Here is an 18,408-nt window from a genome sequence, read left to right as displayed (position 1 = left end):
ACCATGACCTACGCCACCGCTACAAACCTACTCGACCAGTTCGGTGCGGAAGAAATCGCGCAACGGGCTGACCGGGGCACGCCCCGGTTGGTAACATCCGCTATGCTTGCCACCGCTGCGGCAGGCGGCGACCTGAGCGGCTACACCCCAGCGGAGCAGGACGCCACACTGGCCGCGCTGGCGGTGATCAACGACCGGCTGTTGGACGCGGACAGCGTAATCAATGGTTATCTGGCGACCCGTTACACCTTGCCGCTCGCCGTCGTGCCGCGCATGGTGCGGTTGATTGCCTGCGATCTGGCGCGCCATGCGCTGTATGACGACCAGGCGACCGAACTCATCATGGAACGGTACAAACAGGTGATCCGTCAACTGGCGGCGCTGGCCAAAGGCCAGGTCAATATCGGCGTGGATGTCTCCGGCAACAGACCAATGGTCAACGATGCCGCGCAGATGTCAGCTACTCAACCCGTATTCCGACGTGACCCGGGAGGCTTTATCTGATGGCGGTTCAATCGTTCGAGATCAGCTATGAGGATGCACGCATCCGAGCCAGCCTGCAACGGCTGATGGCGCTGGGGCGTGATCAATCCAAGGTGATGCAGGCTATCGCCAACAAGCTCGAACAAAGCACCCGGCAGCGTTTCATCAGCCAGAGCGGCCCCGATGGAGAAAAATGGAAACCCAGTCTGCGCGCGCAACTGACCGGCAAACGCACCCTGATTCAGGATCGACATCTGCTCGACTCGGTCGCGCATGCTTCGGGAAGCGATTTTGCTGAAGTCAGCGTGAACCGGGTTTATGCCGCCATCCACCAGTTCGGCGGCGTCATCAAGGCAAAGAACGGCAAAGGCTTGCGCTTCCGGCTCGCTAACGGCGAGTTTGTCCTACGTAAATCGGTCACCATCCCGGCGCGGCCCTATATGGGCATCAGCACACAGGATGAGAACTGGATCTTGAAGCGCATCGAGCGCGCCATCGATGAGGCTGCCAATGCTCGCTGAACTGGAAAACGACCTGATCACGCACATCAAGGCATCCGCATTGGGCGCAAAGCTGCGTGATGTGGCCGGGCTGCCCGATCTGAGCGGCGAGAGTTTGATCAAACGCTTCGCCGCCGATGCGCCCGCAGTCTATGTCGCACCGAGCTCGTTCCAGATCGAAAGCCGCAGCGCCAAACTGCACTTCGGCATCGCCTGCGTGGCACGCAACAGCCGTGGCATAGCTGCGGCGCGTGCTGGTGAGGCCATCGGCCCGGTCGGACTGTATGCAATGCTGGAAGCGATCGCCGCATTGTTCAATGAGGCACAGGTCAACAAAAGCATCTGGAAAGTGACCGCCATCGATTTCATGAATGATGAGCTGCTCTACAAGGCAGGCTTGACGGCAGGCGTCGCCCAGGTCGAAACCCGCGTGAAGCAGTTGACCCTTTAAACCAGGAGAAGATATGGCAAAACAGAATAACCCGGTATCCGCTGATTCCGCAATCTCGGAGATACCGCAAAACAAGCAGATCACAATTGACTTGCTCAAGCCGCATACGCATGCCGGGCGTGATTATCCAGTGGGTGCAAGACTGACCCTGGATGCTGATAGCGCACGCTGGCTGATCAGCATCGGCATAGCTGAAGAATTTCTCTAACGTTAAGGAGCTCTCCCCATGTATTTCTCAGGACAAGGAAAAATATTCATCGCCAGCCGCGCAGCGGATGGATTTCCGGCAGCGATGCGCTTTGTCGGCAATGTGCCTGATCTCAAGATTAATCTTGAAACAGAAAAGCTTGAACACAAGGAGTCATCTAGCGGCCAGCGCTTGACCGACCTCTCACTGATCACCTCCAAGAAAACCAGCGTGGAATTTTCCCTGGAGGAATTCTCCACCGACAATCTGGCGTTAGCGCTCTATGGCACTAAATCAACTATTGCTGGCAGCACAGTCACCGCCGAAGTATTGGCCAACCCCTTGGCAGCGGGTGATTATGCCCGGCTGAAAAATGGCAAAGTGTCATCGGTGGTGATCAAGGATAGTGCAGGCACGCCTGCCACGCTGGTGGCAGGCACCGATTATGAGGTATCCAGCGCCAATCACGGCACACTCAAGATTCTCAACATTGGCAGCTATGTGCAACCATTCAAAGCGGACTACAGCTATGGCGAGCAGATCAATGTCGGCTTGTTCCAGGCAGCCGCTCCTGACCGCTGGTTGCGTTTCGAAGGGCTAAATACCGCCGACGCGCTCAAACCAGTATTGATCGAGCTCTACAAAGTAACGCTCGATCCGCTGAATGAGCTTGTACTGATTAGCGATGATGTGACCAAACTCGCCCTATCCGGCGCTGCACTGTTCGACGACACCAAGGTGGGTGACGCCAACCTTGGCCAGTTCGGACGCGTGGTCGATTTGTCTTAATTACTCACAGAAATGAATATGGAAAACACAGAACACAACAATGAACTGGCCGTTTTAACGCCCACCGGCATTAATGTAACGGCAGGCGGTGAAACGATTGTGGTTACACCTATCAAGGTAAAAGAGCTGAATGCCTTTCTTGCGGCGATTCAGCCCATACTCGGCTATCTGACCCAAAAAGAAATCGACGTCATGGCCTTGGTGCTCAAGTCGCCTGATTCGGTGATCAGGACAACCGCCATTGCCTGCAGAAAACCGCTCGATTGGGTGGGCGAGCTGGATATCGATGAGCTGGCAAGGCTGGCGCTGGCGGTGATCGAGGTCAATACCGATTTTTTCATCCGGAAGGTTCTGCCCGCCGTGCAAACCGGCTGGCAGAATCTCATCGCCAAACTGGATGGGCAGAACTTGACCTTCTCTTTCGACAAGCCGGGCTCGGCTCCGTCCTCGATATGACGCTTGCCCAGGTGCATATCTACTCGGAAGCCCTCCAGCAGATGGAAGCCGACCGCCTCAAGGCGCAGGCTATCGCCGTGCGCGCTGGCATGGCCGATGAGAAGAGCTTTAAAAAATGGTTTAAATCGTTTTAGCCATGGCAAACAAAGAACTCAAAATCAGGATCAGCGCCAGTGACCATGCTTCGACCGTCATTGGCAAGATCCGCTCTGAATTCGACCGGCTGTCCAACTCCAATGTCGGCAAGAAGATCAAAGGAGACCTGGATAGCCTTTCAAACAGTATTGATGGTTTTCGCTCAAGGTTTTCTGGTTTACTCGGCGGACTCAGTGCCGCCATTTCCCTCCCGGTGTTCACCCAACTGGCTGAGTCTTATAAGGAAATCAACGCCCTCCTGAAGATCGCGGCGGAAAGCCAGGACGATTTCAATGAATCACAGCGGCAAACCAAGGCCATTGCACTGGAAACCGGCCAATCGCTGGATTCGATCGCCGAGCTCTATACTAAATTGAGAATCAATGCAGGGTTGGCTTCGGATGAATCCACCAAGCTGACCAATATTATCGCCAGGGTGACACGGATCGGCGGCAGAGGGCCGGGTGTCGATGCAGCCATTTTCCAATTACAGCAAGGATTGGCATCCGGCACGCTACGTGGAGAAGAGCTCAATTCCGTCATGGAGCAAACACCCGCGCTGGCCAAAGCCATCGCCGACGGGCTGGGCGTCAATATCGGGCAGCTTCGCAAGATTGCCGAGCAAGGCGGCTTGACTACCGAAGTGGTGCGTGACGCGCTGTTCAAGATGGAAAGCGATATCGATCGCCAATTCTCGAAATTGCCGCTGACTACTTCCCGGGCCTTTCAGAATATCCGCACCCAGGCGATTGTCGCGCTTGGCAAACTGGATGAACGGCTTGGCATCACCGAAGGGTTTGCCAACACCTTGCAGGCTATCGCCAACAACATGCAGACAGTGATCGCACTGGTTGCAGGCGGCGTGACCGCATTGACGGCGGTCTTTTTAGCTTCAGCCGGTGGTTCTGGTACGCTTGCTACAGGACTTGCTGGCGTGCTGGTTGGACTGAAAGCATTACTTTCACCCATTGGCTTGGTCGCAGCTTCCCTGGGCGCACTAACCACCTTCATTATTGCCAACATCGACAAGACGGTCGAGTTCGAGGGTAAAACAACCACGCTCGGCGCGGTTGTCTCCGCTACGTGGCGCACCATCAAGGATACGGTAGCGGATACGCTGAGCGCCATTTCGCAAGCCGTGGGCCTATCCGGGCAAAACCTGAACAATACCTTCCGCACTTTGGGCAGTGCCGCGCGCGGGATGTTTGACGCACTGCTCGACACGGTTAATGGTTTTGTAACAGCGGTTTTTACCGGCCTGCGTTTAATCGGGCGCGCGACCGGCATCACCGCCGCGAGCCTCTATCAGCAGTTCAGGGCGGCGATCACCAACACACGCACGCTGTTTACTGCCCTGGCGCAGGATGTTAAAAAAGCGTTAAGCGGCCAAGATTTCAGTTTTGACCAGGTGGGCAATGCTCTCACCAAAGGCTTGACCGATGCCAGCGTGGAAGCGAACAATTTTAAAAACGCGCTCATTGAAGCCTACGAGGTTGAGGCTCAATTCGCCGAAAACGGCGGTGTGCTGAGCGCGCTTAAAAAAGGCATTGCCGCGCGTCTGCAAGATACGCAGGCCGTCACGGACGAATTCCAGCCGAGAAAACAATTTGCCGGTTCCGTTGACGGCGGGAGCGCAGCAGCCAGCAAAGCGGCGGTACGTGCCGCGCAGGAGCTGGCAAAAGCTCGGCAGGATCTTGAGAATGCGCTTTTCCAGCAGGCAAAACGGCTGGCCGACGATCAGGCGCAACGCGAGATCGAGCCTACCCGCGAGCTATTCCAGTTCAAAGCGATCAATGCTGACGAATACTACGCCAGGCTAAACCGCTTGCAGACCGATTTGACCGACCGCGAGATAGCCGAACTGGAACGGCAGAAAGCAATCCGGCAGCAAATCATCGACAGTCCGCAATCCAGCGAGGCCGACCGGCTGACAGCGCTGGCGGAGATCGCTCAAATCACGGCCAGCCAGGCGATTGCCGAGCGTGAACTGAATGCGCAGCGCTCGAAAGTCGCCAATGAGATCGCGGGGTTGGAAGCCACCCGGCTCAAAAGCCAGCAGGATTTCATTGCTGAACTCGAGCGTGAAGCGTTCCTGTCCGGCCTCTCGAATGAGGAACGCGAAACGGCGGTGCTGTTCATGGAAGCCGAGAAGCGCGGCATCCAGGATATCAATAAACTGCTCGAGCTGCAGGGCCGGATACGGGACAACAATCTGGCAAAACGCCGTGCCGAGGAAATCCTGCGGCAACAGAACCAGATCTTCGAAAGCGTGCAGCGCGGCGTGCAGAATGCGTTTGCCGATGGGCTTTACCGGGTGGCCAGAGGTGAAGGCGGCATCACTGAAATTCTTGCCGCCATCGGCGATTCCATGATGCGCGCCTTATCGAACTCGCTTGCGGGCGGGTTTACCGATATCTTCTTCAATCTGTTCGGACGCCAGGGCAAAGATGGTCAATCCGCGCCTGCCGGTATATTCAGCGGCTTATTCAGCGGCTTATCGGAGGGATTGAACGGCTTGCTTGGTTCCCTGAAGAAAGGGTTGTCGGGTATTTTCTCTTCACTCAAAGGGTTGTTCTCCGGCGGCGGGAGCGGGATCGGCGGCTTTTTCAGCGGGTTGTTCAGCGCATTTTCTGGCAAAGGCTTTGCCGAGGGTGGCTACACTGGAGAGGGTGGCAAGTTTCAACCCGCCGGGGTGGTGCATGCGGGCGAGTATGTGTTCTCGGCGGCATCGGTGCGCCGTCTCGGATTGGCGGCGTTGGATAACCTGCATCGCTTGTCCAAAGGGGCGCCAGTGCCGCGTGGTTCACGCCTGGGCTACGCCGAGGGCGGTCTGGTTGGCGAGTTGGCCCTATCTCCTGCGGCTGCACCTACCGTCAACCAGTCGGTGCGCATCGTCAATAGCATCGATCCGCGCGTCACCAAGGATTTCCTGACCTCGAGCGAGGGTGAGAAAGTGATCCTGAACATCATCTCCCGCAATAACGCAGCTTTGAAGCAGGCACTATCATGACTGTCGAAATCGGTACAGCAACCAGCGCCTTCGATCTCTTCGAGAAACTGCGCACATTTTTAACGGTCACACTGCCGGTCAACGAGATCGGTGCGCCGTCTCGGATTGGCGGCGTTGGATAACCTGCATCGCTTGTCCAAAGGGGCGCCAGTGCCGCGTGGTTCACGCCTGGGCTACGCCGAGGGCGGTCTGGTTGGCGAGTTGGCCCTATCTCCTGCGGCTGCACCTACCGTCAACCAGTCGGTGCGCATCGTCAATAGCATCGATCCGCGCGTCACCAAGGATTTCCTGACCTCGAGCGAGGGTGAGAAAGTGATCCTGAACATCATCTCCCGCAATAACGCAGCTTTGAAGCAGGCACTATCATGACTGTCGAAATCGGTACAGCAACCAGCGCCTTCGATCTCTTCGAGAAACTGCGCACATTTTTAACGGTCACACTGCCGGTCAACGAGCGTTGGCAGGAGCTGTATCACAATCCCGACTACACCTTGATGGTGGGCGTGTTCGCCTCCAGCGGCACGGTTACTTTAGCCAACAACCCCTTCAACCTCACCGCCTCAACCTGGAGCGGCACGACCAATGCGAAACCATGGCAGATCGGGGTGGAGTTCGACCAGCCAGTGCACCTGACTTCGGCCAACATCACCGCACTCACCAGCAGCGCGCAGCCGGAATCGATTGATTTTCAATACAGCGATGACGGGCTATCCTGGACGACTCAGGACAGCTTCAGCGGTATGACGTCACTCGATTGGACGTCTCAGTCGGGCATCAAGGATTTTGCATTGAGCGGCAACAATCTGAACAAGCACAAGTTCTGGCGGCTCAATATCGTCAACAGCACCGGCGGCTCATCGCTCACGCTGAATAGAATCATCCTCTATCAGGAGGGGTTCCCGCTCAACGTACAACTCAGGAAACGCTTGTCGTTAAAGGGCCCTGGCGGTGGTAGTGATGAAATATTCGTCAACCTGGAAACCGATTACAGCGTATCGGGTGACTGGTACAACTGGCGGCTGTATGGCGCAACTGGATTCATCGTGGGCAATGTGCTGGATTTTGCCACTCAGCCGGGAACGAGTCTGCCAGTCGGTTTATCGCTTTGGAACAGCAGCATTCCCTACTGGTTTATCGCCAATGGGCGGCGCTTCATGGTCATTGCCAAGATCAACACCACCTATCATGCCTTGTATGCCGGCTTTATCTTGCCCTATGCCACGCCGAGTCAATACCCGTACCCGCTGATGATCGGTGGCAGCAACGCGATGGGATGGCCAACGGACAATAGTAGAATGCGCTGGTCGAGCACCAATGATGACTGCCGTAATTTTTACGATACAGGAGGTGTTGACAGCAGCATGGCCAGTCTCACCAGCGTCACTACCCACTACCTGCGTTTTGCCGATGGGGCGTGGTATCCCTTCAAGAACTGGTATACCTCGAGTGTGCCAGAACAGGCAGTGAGTTTTGGCCGCAATGTCTGGCCATGGGGCCCAAGTAATGACCATGCCACCGCTTACAAGAATATCGTCACCACCATCGACAACCAATATGTGCTATTCCCGTGCATTATGCATGTAGATGGGGCCAACCCCTCGCCGAACATCCTGGGTGAGATTCACGGGGTGTTTGCCGTTACCGGCTTTGGCAATGCCGCAGAAAACACCACCACGATTGGGGCAGTGACCTATCTGATCATCCCCAACGTGTTCCGCACCGCCAAGGAGCGTTGGGCCGCGATCGCTTTGGAGTAAAGTAATGGCTTACGAAACCGGTATTTCCACTTCGCTCAATGACCTGCTGGACAAGATCCGTCTGTTCGCCATCGCGCAGGGCTTCACGCAGAATGAGTTCACGGTGGTGGATAGCACCACCAAGCGCCTGTACATGCAGAAGAATACTTCGAATGGCGGCGGGCTCACGTTTTATTTCGGCATCGAATCCTTCATCAATGCAGCCGTAACCACGACTGAATTACGCCTCAGAGGCGCTACCGGCTATACCCCCGGTGCAGCCCTCAACTTACAACCGGGCGCACCTTCTCAATCGGCGGTCATGGATTTCGTCGGCAACGGGCCGTATGTTGCCTATCATCTGTTTTCCGATGCAGCGGGGGATTATGTGCATTGCGTGCTGGAGTACTCGGCGGGTTTCTTCAGTCACTTGGTGTTCGGTCAACTCGATAAATTCGGTGCTTATGCCGGAGGCCATTATTGCGACGCTGCCCACGTCGGAGGGCTGCCGAGCGATCGCGGCAATTACCAGAGCTCCTTCTCACGCATGCTGTTCGATAATATCGGTGTCAGCGCACCCGCAAGAGGACAAATCAGCGCCAATCTGGAACTGAACGTCTGGCGCATGTTTAACAGCACAACAGACTCGCCCGGTTCCTTTGATGCCTACGGCAATGGCCGCTTTGGCTTCACCAGCCGCCTGTTGGTGGGCAGCCAGCCCAATACCCTGAATCTGGCTACACCGTTCATCCCGATCTATATCTTCACCGATATCGGCGGCGCCAACTCCGGCAACCGCGCGCCGCTCGGTGTGGTGAAGGATCTGCGGCTGGTATGGCTGCAACCCTTCTCGGTCGGCCAGGAAGTGACATTGGGTTCGGATACCTGGAAGGTGTTCCCGATGACCCGGCGCTCCAATTTAGCCAACACCCAGGATCAATTGCCCAATTCGTGGCAATTGGGTTATGCCTACAGGAAGATCGTTTAAATGGCAGCCATTAGCGGAATATTGGGTGCAGGGCTGTTGGTGCTGGTAGAACCAGCACCGTTGTCCATTTCACTCGATCAACTAAGTGCACCGCAGCAATCGCCGGTGGCGCAAGCCATCGCTCCGGCCCTGATGGGTGCTGTGGTTGATCAACTGCCAGTATCCCCCGAACCCCAATCGGTAATCAGCTCGCTGTTCGCCCCCTCCTTCAAAGATGATTACTACGATCGCATCCATATTACCCCGGCCTCGATCGACCTCGGGAATGTCATTTCGCAGAAGATCATCCAGGTAGAAGTATGGAATGCCTATTTTACCGCCAACCTATTATCATCGATCGATACCAATGCGGGCACCGGCATCAGCTTCACCGGCCCGATACCTGAGCCCACCAGCTTTAACGCATTGGAGTCACGCATCTATACCCTGGCGGTGGAAGTGGCTGGGCCGCCTATCATCAATACCACTTATACCCTCAATTTTGCCGCCGAGTCGCCTCAGTTAACGGTAGTCGGACGCCGGGTGATTCTGCTGTTTGCAGGAATCAATTGGGATAACGGCGTGCTGGAGCGTTATTCATTCCTAACCGACATCATCACGAGCTGGGATGGAGCCGAGCAGCGGGTTAAACTGCGCGCCACACCCCGGCGTGAAATCGAAGCGCATCTGCAGGTGTTTGGGCTGGATTTTGTGCGCAAGCTGCAAAGCACGCTGTTTGGCTGGCAATCCCGAAGCTACCTGATCCCCTATTGGCCGGATTACTACTTGCTGGAAACAGAATTGCCTGCGGGATCGATGGTGATTCCAAACATTCCGACAGGTGATTCCGAGTTCATCGCGGGTGGTGTGGCCTTGCTGTTCGACGCCATCGACCTCAACGAATCGGTGCAGATTGTGTCGGTCGAAGCGAATCAGTTAACTCTCGATCTGCCGACGCAGCAAACCTGGCCCGCCGGGACAAGAATCTATTCCGCCAAATTCGCCCGGATCGCGAGCCAGCAAACGGTTACCCGCCCCACCCGACACATGCTGGACATGCAGGCTAAATTCATCGTTACTGACAATTCCGGCTTGACGGAAACAGAAGGCGCGACCCTCTACAAAGGCTATCCCGTGCTACTGGATATTCCCAATGAGGTGGAAGTGCTGTCGGAAGACTTATTGCGGCCGTTGTTAGAATTTGATTCAGACACCGTTAATCCAGTGGTGGATGACCCGATCGGCTACACCACCATTGTGCGCCGTATGGATTGGCTCATGAAATCGCGCAAGGAACGGGCCGATTTCAGGAAATGGTTGTATGCGCGCGCGGGCCGCTGGAAGCCGTTCTGGATGCCGTCCTGGAATGAAGATTTCAAGCTCACGTCCTTGCTCGCGGGCACCGACACCAAGTTGGTAGTTCAGTTTGCCTTTTATGAGCGATTCGTGCCAGCCACGCCCATGCGTGATGCACTCATGATCGAGCTGTTTAACGGCACCAGGATCTTCAAGGACATTCTGAGCGTGGATGAAATCTCTGATGCCGAGGAGAACGTATTCATCGACAGCCCCGTCGGCTTCGACATCCAACCGCAGGAGGTCAGGCGCATCAGCTATCTTAATCTCTCCCGCCTGGATTCGGACACGGTGGAGATCTTTCATGAAACCGACACAGTTTCACGTGTCAGCGCCCTTATCAGGACGGTGGTGCAATGACGCTGAGCGTTTTTGAAAAAAGCATCCATGACGCCCGCCCGTTGGAGTTGTATGAATTCTCGCATGGGCTCTCCATCTTCACCTACACTTCCGGCGATGAGGCGGTGAGCTTTCAATCGAGAACCTACACACCCACTGCTTTGACCCGCTCGGCCATCGGCTCCTCAACGGAAGTCAGCAAAATGAAGCTGGAGATCGAGGTGGCCCGGGACAATGACGTCGCTAAGCTCTTTATCCGCTCGCACCCTGGGCCGGTGAAGCTGACGATTTACCGGCTGCATCGGGGTGATCTTGACGTGGTGCCGCAGTGGATCGGGCGGGTGGTGAATGTGGAATTCTCCGGGCTGACCGCCAAAATCACCTGCGAGCCGATTTATACCTCAATAGAGCGCTCGGGCCTGCGCGGCATGTTCCAGCGGCTGTGCCGCCATGCTTTATACGATAGCGGCTGCACTTTGAATGCATCTGCCTTTCGCGATACTGCCACCATCACATCGGTCGTCGGTTCAACCATCACCGTGGTGCCGATGAACCGGGCAAGCGGCTGGTATACCGGCGGCTATATCGAAGTGGGCGACGTGGAAAAGAAAATGATCCGTGATCATAGCAACGATGTGCTGACCCTGACCGGCGTGACCGCCTCGCTCAAAGTCGGCGTCACCATCAATCTATTCGCCGGGTGCGCCCATGACCGCAACGCCTGTCTGAACAAATTCAATAATTTTGATAACTACGGCGGCTTTGAGTTTATCCCCAATGACCTGGGGCCATTCAAGGGCGACCCGATCGAATAGGAGATTGATTCATGTGGTTTCAGATTATCGCTTTTGCCTTATCCGCCGTGTTGTCGGCGGTGTTTGCCCCCAAACCGCCCAAACCCGCTTCCAGCAACCTGGATGATTTCAATGTGCCGACGGTGTCGGAGGCCACCCCCATACCGGTGGTATTCGGCACGCGTTGGATCAACCAGGCGAATACGGTGTGGTATGGCGACTTCAAGAAGACCGCGATCAAATCCAAGTCGGGCAAGAAGTAATGATCATTAAGGGTATAGATACCAGCGATCTTAAACTGACCATGCAGGACTTAGCGGAGTGCAATCTCTGTGCACGCGGCTCTAAGCGCTTCCTGGAAAAAAGGGGTATTTGCTTCCGCACCTTCCTGAAAGAAGGATTACCGCTGGATAGGGTCATTGCCTGGAACGACGGCTCCAGCAACAAGGTGGTCGAGCATATCTTGAGGAAATACGGTCATGAAGGGTAAATCTGTCACCATCGGTTGGCGCTATCATTTGGGGATTCACATGGTGGCATGCCATGGCCCGGTCGATGCGGTGACCGGCATCAGGGTGGGTGAAAGTATGCTGTGGGAAGGCAATGTTACGGCAAGCTCCACTTTATCGGTCAACAAGCCGGAGCTGTTCGGCGGTGACAAACGGCAAGGGGGTGTGGTGGGCGACATTGATCTCGCTTTTGGTGAGGCTTCGCAAGCCTCCAATGCTTACCTGCAAACCCAACAAGGCGCACCAATTCCGGCTTACCGGGGCGTGCTGTCGTTCATCTTGAAGCAGATTTATCTGGCCGCCAACAACCCCTATATCAAACCGTGGGCATTCCGTATCAAACGGATTCCCGCCAAGACCTGGTACCCGGAAAAAGCAGATATTGGAGGCGATGCCAATCCGGCGCATATCATTTACGAATGCTTAACCTCGGATCGCTGGGGGCTGGGCTACACCTCCGGCAATCTGGACGATGCCGCCTTCCGCGCAGCAGCCGACACCCTGTTTGCTGAGAACTTCGGTTTGTCATTCGTGTTATCGGATCAGATGAGCGTGAAAGAATTCATCAATATGGTGCTGAATCATATCGATGGTGCGCTGTATCTCGATCAGACTACCGGCAAATTCACGCTCAAGCTAGTGAGGAACGATTACAACCCGGCAAGCCTGCCTATTCTCGGCCCGTCCAATATCGTGCGCATGGAGTCTTTTTCCAGACCGGGGATTGCCGATCTGGTCAATCAGGTGACGCTCATCTATCAGGAGCGCGACTCGGACAAAAAGATATCCGTCACGATCCAGGATCTGGGCTTGATCGCCATGCAGCAGGGGGTGGTGCCCACGACCATTCAATACTTAGGGATTGCCAATGCGACCCTGGCCAACAATGTCGCCATGCGGGAACTCAAAACGCTCACCCAGCCATTGGCACGGCTGAAGCTGATCGCTAATAGAGAATCATTCGATCTCAAGCCGGGTGGCGTCTTTAAATTCACTTGGCCGGATTTAGGCATTGTGGAAATGGTCTTGCGCATCACCACCCTGGATTTCGGCACGCTAACCGATGGCGAAGTGACGATCGATGCGGTGGAGGATGTATTCTTCAGTGTTCAATCCGTGTTTGCCGACCCGCCGCCTACTCTATGGACTGATCCGATAGCAGACCCAGTTCCAGTAGTTGATTACTTTTTGCTGACCGCGCCTTATTGGCTAATCGCCACCCAATTCCTGGGTGACAACCAGTCGGCGATTGATAGCATCGATGTGACCAGTGCATTCATGTTGGTAGGGGCGAAGGCGCCAATTTCTAGCGCGGTGTCTTATGAATTCTGGACATCATCCGACGCAGCCGATAACAGCAACGACCAGCCGGGCAGCCTGACCTCCGTTTTTACGCCCACCGCCACGTTGTCTGCCGCCATTACCGAGACCACTGCGACTTTGCCGCTGACAGGTGCAGTTGATATTAATCAGGTAGCCAGTAACACCATCGCGCTGCTTGGGAACGAGCTGGTTTATCTGACCAGTGTGCCATCGACTTCATCTGTAAATGTCGTTCGCGGCATTCTGCACACACTGCCCAAGGCGCACGCCGTGGGCACCAGGATCTGGTTCTTCCAGGATTTCTTCGGCCACTCCGAGGTGGAGTTCGCCAGCCAAATCACGATGTATGCGAAGTTTCTCACCGAAACCGGCAAGGGGGTGCTGCCCAAAGCAAGCGATACCTGGCGCGCTTTGACGCTCAACCAAAGCTGGGGTGCGCCGTATCCGCCGGGTCGGGTCACGATCAACGGCGTGTTAAGACCCACCAGTATAGCCGGGGTGAATACCGATGCGGCCATTACCTGGTTTAGCCGCGACCGCTCCGACACCTCAGCCGTGAATATCGGCAATGACGCTGCCACGAACATCGGGCCGGAGACCGGGGCCACCATTACGATTCAGGTCTATAGCCTGAAGGTGGGCGGCTCTCTCGTGAAGACCTATGCGGGCTTGAGCGGTACCACCTTTACTTATACCGCAGCCCAGGCGTTCAGCGACAACGGCAGTATTGCCTTTACTGAACGCAGGTTGGAGATATTTTCTGTACGGGAGGGATTGAACAGTGTCGAGAAGCATGTCATTCCACTGGATTGGACGGTGAATGCTTAATTTGTGAAAAGAGAATAAGAGAGGAAGCGACCAAAGCCATGCGCGAACATGGCCCGGCCGCCATAACCCACAGACAACACCTGTGAGCCATAGCCAAGGCTTCCTGCCACGTCGACGCGGCGGGCTAAGCCTACCACATTTTTATCAATGAAAAAGGGCTTACAGCATGACCAAAACAAACCCGGTTGTCCCCTGGATCGGCGGAAAACGCCGCTTGGCCAAATATATCCTGCCTTTGTTTCCCGAGCACGAATGCTATGTGGAACCCTTTTGCGGGGCGGCAGCGTTGTATTTCATGAAAAAACAAACGCACGTGGAAGTGCTCAATGACATCAACCATGATCTGGTCAACATGTACCGCGTGATCAAGCATCATCTGGATGAGTTCACCAAGCAATTCCGATGGGCGCTGACCAGCCGGGAGATGTACAAGTGGCTGCAAATAACGCCAGTGGAAACACTCACCGATATCCAGCGCGCGGCCCGCTTCTTCTATCTGCAGAAGCTCGCATTTGGCGGCAAGGTGGCCAACCAGAGCTTTGGCACGGCGACCACCACCGCCCCGCGTCTCAATTTGCTGCGTCTCGAGGAAGAGCTAAGCCAGGCGCATCTGCGGCTCTCGCAAACGTATATCGAGCACTTGGCTTGGCAGGACTGTGTGCGTAAGTACGACCGGGCACATACCTTGTTTTACTGTGATCCCCCTTATTGGGGCACGGAAGGGTATGGCGTGGATTTTGCGCTGGAGCAATATATTCAGATAGCTGAGCTGGCGAGAACGATCAAAGGCAAGATGATCATCTCAGTCAATGATATCCCGGAAATGCACGAGGCATTCAAGGGATTGGCGATGCAATCGGTGACGATTAGTTATACTGTGGGAGGGCAGCAAGGGCGCGCACAACGCACCGAGCTGGTCATCCGTAATTTTTAACGATGAAGCGTCGCGCGGGCTTTCTCAAAACCAACCCACTTGCCGGTTAAATCTAAACCCCGGCTGATTAGCTCATCCCTGGCCATCGCGTTGAGGTCGATTTGCCCATTGGCAGCGGCGAGAATTAGCTTGATCGGCAAGGTTTGGATGGAGAGTAATTCGTCTTGAGTAAGTGCCGTTTGTTCTGCGTTCATTTTAACCTCCTTGTTAAGATGAACACATTGACGCTCTACCCGTTAAAAGAGTCAAGCGGCAGTACCAAATAAAGCGAAAATTAGTACCAAATTGCGCGAAAAGTTACAGCAAGCTGGTTAACTCAGAATGGCGTACCGTTGAATGTCATTCAAGAGATGGGCGCATGGGAATCTGCTGAGATGGTAAGGCGTTATGCTCACCTTGCACCTGAGCAATTTGCCCAGCATGCCAGAGTTTTGGATGACGTGCTTAAAGGCACAAATTTGGCACAATCGAAGTAAAACGGGTTCGGTTATGTTTCTAAGTTGTTGATTAATGGTGCTGTTGAGAGGAGTCGAACCTCCGACCTACTGATTACGAATCAGTTGCTCTACCAACTGAGCTACAACAGCGCTTTGAACTTCCGACAAGCGCGGGATTATAGAGGTTTAAGAAATCGTAAGCAATTATAAGGTTTTTTAAGAACCAAATATACTAACCCGAATATTTCATAAATTGGCACGTGCCCTCACTTGTCTTTTGATTAATAAGAAAGATTTTGCTCAGCCGGGTGTATGAGTCACTACACCACTCTTTCTCAAAACTTCCCTATTAATCAAAATCCTGCGTGATCATCACGCGAATTTATGAAATATTCGGGCTAACGAGAAAATTCAAGTATTGGTAGGCTAAATAACTAAGCAAAGTGATTCTTAATAATTTCGTTTAATTTCTCTGATTATCTCCAAAAATCTGTACATTTCCAGCAAAAAAAGCCATAATTTTAAAATGACATCTAGAAATATATCGGCTAAAAATATTCTGGTTATCCATGGACCCAATTTGAATCTTCTGGGTATACGAGAGCCTGGGATCTATGGAAAAACGACATTGGATGATATTAACAGAAAATTGTATGAAATATCGCTAGCTGCTGAAGCAAGACTGGAAGTTTTTCAAAGCAATAGTGAGGGTGAATTAATAGGTCGCGTGCAGCAGGCTATGCGTGATGAAACTGATTTCATCATTATCAATCCCGCAGGCTTGACTCATACCAGCATCGCTTTACGTGATGCCCTAGCTGCGACAGGATTACCTTTTATTGAAATACATCTTTCTAATATCTATGCACGTGAGGCATTTCGTCAGAAATCTTACTTTTCTGATCTTGCTATCGGAGTAATCAGTGGTCTAGGGGCGAAAGGTTATGAACTAGCATTACAGTCTGCGTTAAGTGAATGATGATTTCCTGATCAATCCTTCAATCGCTAGCGCATGACTTGATTAAGCATTAATCCAATTAACCTGATAGAAGACCAAAGATAAAGAATAATACAAGGAATTGATAATATGTAGTAACATGCCGCCGCCACTTACTGAGGTATTCCTTGATGCATCACTTTATAGCAGGCTACATAAGTTCTATTTTGTTTTTAACTGAATCTCGCAAACCTTAATGATAGATGATGTCTCAGGTTTGATTTTAGATTACTCGTGAACGGGATGTTCCCGGGAGACTGTATATGGATCTAAGAAAGCTAAAGAAACTAATTGAATTAGTTGAAGAATATAATATCGCCGAACTAGAAATTACTGAGGGCGAAGAAAAAGTTCGCATCAACAAATCTGGTTACTCATCACAAAATTATGCAGCCATACCCCAACTTTACCAAACAGCTACTGTCCCAACAGCAAATGTGCCTACCAATATAGCTGAGACTATTTCGACAGAAGCAGAAATAAAACCAAGTTTACCGGAAGGTCATATCGTAAAATCACCTATGGTAGGTACTTTTTATCGTTCTTCTGCACCGGGTGCAAAACCTTTCGTAGAAATCGGGCAGACTGTTAAAGCGGGCGACACCTTATGCATTATTGAAGCGATGAAGCTTCTCAATGAAATAGAAGCTGATAAAGCTGGTGTCATTAAAGCTATTTTGCTTGAAAATGGACAGCCAGTCGAATATGGCGAGCCTTTGTTTGTGATCGGATGATTTTTCAATCATCTATTTCTGCGATGTTATCCTCCAGACTTCACCTCAAATACTTCAACTATGTTTGAGAAAATACTTATTGCCAATCGTGGCGAAATTGCGTTGCGCATCCAGCGTGCATGCCGTGCCCTGGGGATTAAAACCGTTGCAGTTCATTCTGAGGCCGATGCTGAAGCAAAATATGTCAAGCTCGCTGACGAATCTGTGTGTATCGGCCCTGCACCGTCTTCACAGAGTTACCTCAATATACCAGCCATTATCAGTGCAGCAGAAGTAACGGATGCCGAAGCCATTCACCCCGGCTATGGCTTTCTTTCTGAGAATGCTGATTTTGCTGAACGGGTAGAAAAAAGTGGCTTTGTTTTTATTGGTCCCCGTCCAGAAACCATACGGTTGATGGGTGATAAAGTCAGCGCAAAAAATGCGATGAGACAAGCAGGTGTGCCCTGTGTTCCTGGTTCAGATGGTGCATTACCGGAATCGATAGAAGAAATTAAGAAAATTGCTAAGTCGATAGGCTATCCCATCATTATCAAAGCGGCTGGAGGTGGAGGAGGTCGAGGCATGCGCGTGGTGCACACCGAGGCCGCACTCTCGAATGCGGTCATTACAACGCGGAATGAAGCTCAAGCAGCCTTCGGAAACCCAACGGTTTATGCAGAAAAATATCTGGAGAATCCAAGGCATATTGAGATACAGGTACTGGTTGACGAGTATGGTAATGCTGTTTACCTGGGAGAACGGGATTGCTCCATGCAACGTCGTCATCAGAAAATTCTTGAAGAAGCTCCAGCACCGGATATCTCTCCACGGTTACGCGACAAAATTGGCGAGCGTTGCACAGAAGCCTGTCGTCGGATCAATTACCGTGGTGTAGGAACCTTTGAATTCCTTTACGAGAATAATGAATTCTATTTCATTGAAATGAATACTCGTTTGCAGGTAGAGCATCCTGTGACCGAAGCTGTTACTGGCATTGATCTGGTACGAGCACAGATTCGTGTTGCCGCAGGAGAAAAACTCTTGTTACGGCAAAAAGACATTGTGATAAAAGGGCATGCGATTGAATGTCGTATCAATGCAGAAGATCCCTATAAGCTAACCCCGTCGGCAGGTCGTATTACCCAGTATCATGCTCCGGGTGGTCCGGGTATCCGGGTTGATTCTCATGTCTATCATAACTATATGGTACCTCCTTATTATGATTCCATGATCGGCAAAATCATCGCTTATGGAGATGATCGAGATGAAACCATTGCCAGAATGCGTATTGCCCTTTCAGAAATGGTAGTTAGCGGCATCAAGACGAATATTCCACTACATCTTGATCTGCTATCCGATAGCAATTTTCTTAGTGGTGGTGTTTCGATTCATTATCTTGAACACAAGCTTGCCTTGCATAATAAAACAAATAAGGAAAATGATTGAGCGATCTTATTGAGG

General features: G+C 52.9%; 23 protein-coding genes and 1 tRNA gene. 22 read left to right on the top strand and 2 right to left on the bottom strand.

All coding sequences use genetic code 11. The features are described 5' to 3' along the window. Positions 1-3: 3 nt before the first annotated feature. The 18 genes from BLW34_RS03370 to BLW34_RS03295 all read left to right on the top strand — a co-directional run bounded on the left by BLW34_RS03370 (position 4) and on the right by BLW34_RS03295 (position 14,797). Positions 4-504 carry a gp436 family protein gene (locus BLW34_RS03370; RefSeq protein WP_090575593.1) on the top strand — a complete coding sequence of 167 codons (501 nt, stop codon included), beginning with the start codon at positions 4-6 and terminating at the stop codon, positions 502-504. Then, the gene (locus tag BLW34_RS03365; protein WP_090575590.1) at positions 504-1,004 is read left to right on the top strand and encodes a phage virion morphogenesis protein; all 501 of its coding nucleotides are present in this window, start codon (positions 504-506) and stop codon (positions 1,002-1,004) included. The genes BLW34_RS03370 and BLW34_RS03365 overlap by 1 nt, the downstream gene beginning before the upstream one ends. Next, on the top strand, positions 994-1,434 hold the full coding sequence (locus BLW34_RS03360; protein ID WP_177165946.1) for a phage protein Gp37: 441 nt from the start codon (positions 994-996) through the stop codon (positions 1,432-1,434). The genes BLW34_RS03365 and BLW34_RS03360 overlap by 11 nt, the downstream gene beginning before the upstream one ends. 13 nt (positions 1,435-1,447) lie before the next feature. Beyond that, entirely contained in the window at positions 1,448-1,642 is a 195-nt protein-coding gene (locus tag BLW34_RS03355; protein ID WP_090575583.1) for a DUF7210 family protein, read from the top strand. A gap of 18 nt (positions 1,643-1,660) precedes the next feature. Further along, positions 1,661-2,410, top strand: coding sequence for a phage tail tube protein (locus BLW34_RS03350; RefSeq protein ID WP_090575580.1), 750 nt, complete (start codon positions 1,661-1,663; stop codon positions 2,408-2,410). A gap of 18 nt (positions 2,411-2,428) precedes the next feature. Next, positions 2,429-2,866: a hypothetical protein gene (locus tag BLW34_RS03345; protein ID WP_090575577.1), complete on the top strand. Its 438-nt coding sequence runs from the start codon at positions 2,429-2,431 to the stop codon at positions 2,864-2,866. Then, positions 2,863-3,000 (top strand): hypothetical protein, encoded by a 138-nt coding sequence (locus tag BLW34_RS16020; RefSeq protein WP_177165945.1) that lies wholly within the window; start codon positions 2,863-2,865, stop codon positions 2,998-3,000. Before BLW34_RS03345 ends, BLW34_RS16020 begins: the two co-directional genes overlap by 4 nt. Before the next feature lie 2 nt (positions 3,001-3,002). After that, a complete protein-coding gene (locus BLW34_RS03340; protein WP_090575574.1) occupies positions 3,003-6,011 on the top strand; it encodes a tape measure protein in 3,009 nt (1,002 codons plus the stop codon). After that, positions 6,008-6,133: a hypothetical protein gene (locus BLW34_RS16750; RefSeq protein ID WP_256203550.1), complete on the top strand. Its 126-nt coding sequence runs from the start codon at positions 6,008-6,010 to the stop codon at positions 6,131-6,133. Before BLW34_RS03340 ends, BLW34_RS16750 begins: the two co-directional genes overlap by 4 nt. Continuing rightward, positions 6,126-6,380 (top strand): hypothetical protein, encoded by a 255-nt coding sequence (locus tag BLW34_RS03335; protein ID WP_090575570.1) that lies wholly within the window; start codon positions 6,126-6,128, stop codon positions 6,378-6,380. Before BLW34_RS16750 ends, BLW34_RS03335 begins: the two co-directional genes overlap by 8 nt. Further along, positions 6,377-7,768 (top strand): hypothetical protein, encoded by a 1,392-nt coding sequence (locus BLW34_RS03330; protein WP_090575567.1) that lies wholly within the window; start codon positions 6,377-6,379, stop codon positions 7,766-7,768. Before BLW34_RS03335 ends, BLW34_RS03330 begins: the two co-directional genes overlap by 4 nt. Positions 7,769-7,772: 4 nt before the next feature. After that, positions 7,773-8,735 carry a hypothetical protein gene (locus tag BLW34_RS03325; protein ID WP_090575564.1) on the top strand — a complete coding sequence of 321 codons (963 nt, stop codon included), beginning with the start codon at positions 7,773-7,775 and terminating at the stop codon, positions 8,733-8,735. Beyond that, positions 8,736-10,430: a hypothetical protein gene (locus BLW34_RS03320; protein WP_090575562.1), complete on the top strand. Its 1,695-nt coding sequence runs from the start codon at positions 8,736-8,738 to the stop codon at positions 10,428-10,430. Further along, positions 10,427-11,224, top strand: coding sequence for a phage BR0599 family protein (locus BLW34_RS03315; RefSeq protein WP_090575559.1), 798 nt, complete (start codon positions 10,427-10,429; stop codon positions 11,222-11,224). Before BLW34_RS03320 ends, BLW34_RS03315 begins: the two co-directional genes overlap by 4 nt. 11 nt (positions 11,225-11,235) lie before the next feature. After that, entirely contained in the window at positions 11,236-11,466 is a 231-nt protein-coding gene (locus BLW34_RS03310) for a hypothetical protein (RefSeq protein WP_090575556.1), read from the top strand. Continuing rightward, the gene (locus BLW34_RS03305; protein ID WP_090575553.1) at positions 11,466-11,693 is read left to right on the top strand and encodes a hypothetical protein; all 228 of its coding nucleotides are present in this window, start codon (positions 11,466-11,468) and stop codon (positions 11,691-11,693) included. Before BLW34_RS03310 ends, BLW34_RS03305 begins: the two co-directional genes overlap by 1 nt. Beyond that, positions 11,683-13,863, top strand: a complete 2,181-nt coding sequence (locus BLW34_RS03300; RefSeq protein ID WP_090575550.1) for a phage tail protein — start codon at positions 11,683-11,685, stop codon at positions 13,861-13,863. Before BLW34_RS03305 ends, BLW34_RS03300 begins: the two co-directional genes overlap by 11 nt. A gap of 166 nt (positions 13,864-14,029) precedes the next feature. Further along, positions 14,030-14,797 carry a DNA adenine methylase gene (locus tag BLW34_RS03295; protein ID WP_090575547.1) on the top strand — a complete coding sequence of 256 codons (768 nt, stop codon included), beginning with the start codon at positions 14,030-14,032 and terminating at the stop codon, positions 14,795-14,797. Here the strand turns inward: BLW34_RS03295 and BLW34_RS03290 are convergent. Next, positions 14,794-14,991, bottom strand: coding sequence for a hypothetical protein (locus BLW34_RS03290; RefSeq protein WP_090575544.1), 198 nt, complete (start codon positions 14,989-14,991; stop codon positions 14,794-14,796). The two genes, BLW34_RS03295 and BLW34_RS03290, sit on opposite strands and share 4 nt — an antisense overlap. Before the next feature lie 90 nt (positions 14,992-15,081). On the opposite strand from BLW34_RS03290, the gene BLW34_RS03285 reads away from it, so the two are divergent. Further along, positions 15,082-15,273, top strand: coding sequence for a tyrosine-type recombinase/integrase (locus tag BLW34_RS03285; protein ID WP_305728574.1), 192 nt, complete (start codon positions 15,082-15,084; stop codon positions 15,271-15,273). A gap of 35 nt (positions 15,274-15,308) precedes the next feature. On the opposite strand, the gene BLW34_RS03280 is transcribed toward BLW34_RS03285, so the two are convergent. Beyond that, positions 15,309-15,384 (bottom strand) — tRNA-Thr (locus BLW34_RS03280). A gap of 376 nt (positions 15,385-15,760) precedes the next feature. On the opposite strand from BLW34_RS03280, the gene aroQ reads away from it, so the two are divergent. The 3 genes from aroQ (at position 15,761) to accC (ending at position 18,393) form a co-directional block, all read left to right on the top strand. Next, positions 15,761-16,213, top strand: coding sequence for a type II 3-dehydroquinate dehydratase (gene aroQ, locus BLW34_RS03275; protein ID WP_090541111.1), 453 nt, complete (start codon positions 15,761-15,763; stop codon positions 16,211-16,213). Positions 16,214-16,494: 281 nt separating this feature from the next. Beyond that, positions 16,495-16,965 carry an acetyl-CoA carboxylase biotin carboxyl carrier protein gene (accB, locus tag BLW34_RS03270; RefSeq protein WP_090575541.1) on the top strand — a complete coding sequence of 157 codons (471 nt, stop codon included), beginning with the start codon at positions 16,495-16,497 and terminating at the stop codon, positions 16,963-16,965. 60 nt (positions 16,966-17,025) lie between these two features. Beyond that, positions 17,026-18,393: an acetyl-CoA carboxylase biotin carboxylase subunit gene (accC, locus tag BLW34_RS03265; RefSeq protein WP_090541119.1), complete on the top strand. Its 1,368-nt coding sequence runs from the start codon at positions 17,026-17,028 to the stop codon at positions 18,391-18,393. Positions 18,394-18,408: the final 15 nt, after the last annotated feature.

The sequence above is a fragment of the Nitrosomonas sp. Nm58 genome, assembly GCF_900107335.1.
In the GTDB taxonomy this organism is placed as follows: domain Bacteria; phylum Pseudomonadota; class Gammaproteobacteria; order Burkholderiales; family Nitrosomonadaceae; genus Nitrosomonas.
Note: the sequence above shows the minus strand (reverse complement) of the source record. Positions and strands in the feature narration are given on the sequence as shown.

Coding starts and splice junctions, on each gene's coding strand:
- BLW34_RS03370 (WP_090575593.1), top strand. CDS start 4: ATGACCTACGCCACCGCTACAAACCTACTCGACCAGTTCGGTGCGGAA.
- BLW34_RS03365 (WP_090575590.1), top strand. CDS start 504: ATGGCGGTTCAATCGTTCGAGATCAGCTATGAGGATGCACGCATCCGA.
- BLW34_RS03360 (WP_177165946.1), top strand. CDS start 994: ATGCTCGCTGAACTGGAAAACGACCTGATCACGCACATCAAGGCATCC.
- BLW34_RS03355 (WP_090575583.1), top strand. CDS start 1,448: ATGGCAAAACAGAATAACCCGGTATCCGCTGATTCCGCAATCTCGGAG.
- BLW34_RS03350 (WP_090575580.1), top strand. CDS start 1,661: ATGTATTTCTCAGGACAAGGAAAAATATTCATCGCCAGCCGCGCAGCG.
- BLW34_RS03345 (WP_090575577.1), top strand. CDS start 2,429: ATGGAAAACACAGAACACAACAATGAACTGGCCGTTTTAACGCCCACC.
- BLW34_RS16020 (WP_177165945.1), top strand. CDS start 2,863: ATGACGCTTGCCCAGGTGCATATCTACTCGGAAGCCCTCCAGCAGATG.
- BLW34_RS03340 (WP_090575574.1), top strand. CDS start 3,003: ATGGCAAACAAAGAACTCAAAATCAGGATCAGCGCCAGTGACCATGCT.
- BLW34_RS16750 (WP_256203550.1), top strand. CDS start 6,008: ATGACTGTCGAAATCGGTACAGCAACCAGCGCCTTCGATCTCTTCGAG.
- BLW34_RS03330 (WP_090575567.1), top strand. CDS start 6,377: ATGACTGTCGAAATCGGTACAGCAACCAGCGCCTTCGATCTCTTCGAG.
- BLW34_RS03325 (WP_090575564.1), top strand. CDS start 7,773: ATGGCTTACGAAACCGGTATTTCCACTTCGCTCAATGACCTGCTGGAC.
- BLW34_RS03320 (WP_090575562.1), top strand. CDS start 8,736: ATGGCAGCCATTAGCGGAATATTGGGTGCAGGGCTGTTGGTGCTGGTA.
- BLW34_RS03315 (WP_090575559.1), top strand. CDS start 10,427: ATGACGCTGAGCGTTTTTGAAAAAAGCATCCATGACGCCCGCCCGTTG.
- BLW34_RS03310 (WP_090575556.1), top strand. CDS start 11,236: ATGTGGTTTCAGATTATCGCTTTTGCCTTATCCGCCGTGTTGTCGGCG.
- BLW34_RS03305 (WP_090575553.1), top strand. CDS start 11,466: ATGATCATTAAGGGTATAGATACCAGCGATCTTAAACTGACCATGCAG.
- BLW34_RS03300 (WP_090575550.1), top strand. CDS start 11,683: ATGAAGGGTAAATCTGTCACCATCGGTTGGCGCTATCATTTGGGGATT.
- BLW34_RS03295 (WP_090575547.1), top strand. CDS start 14,030: ATGACCAAAACAAACCCGGTTGTCCCCTGGATCGGCGGAAAACGCCGC.
- BLW34_RS03290 (WP_090575544.1), bottom strand. CDS start 14,991: ATGAACGCAGAACAAACGGCACTTACTCAAGACGAATTACTCTCCATC.
- aroQ (WP_090541111.1), top strand. CDS start 15,761: ATGACATCTAGAAATATATCGGCTAAAAATATTCTGGTTATCCATGGA.
- accB (WP_090575541.1), top strand. CDS start 16,495: ATGGATCTAAGAAAGCTAAAGAAACTAATTGAATTAGTTGAAGAATAT.
- accC (WP_090541119.1), top strand. CDS start 17,026: ATGTTTGAGAAAATACTTATTGCCAATCGTGGCGAAATTGCGTTGCGC.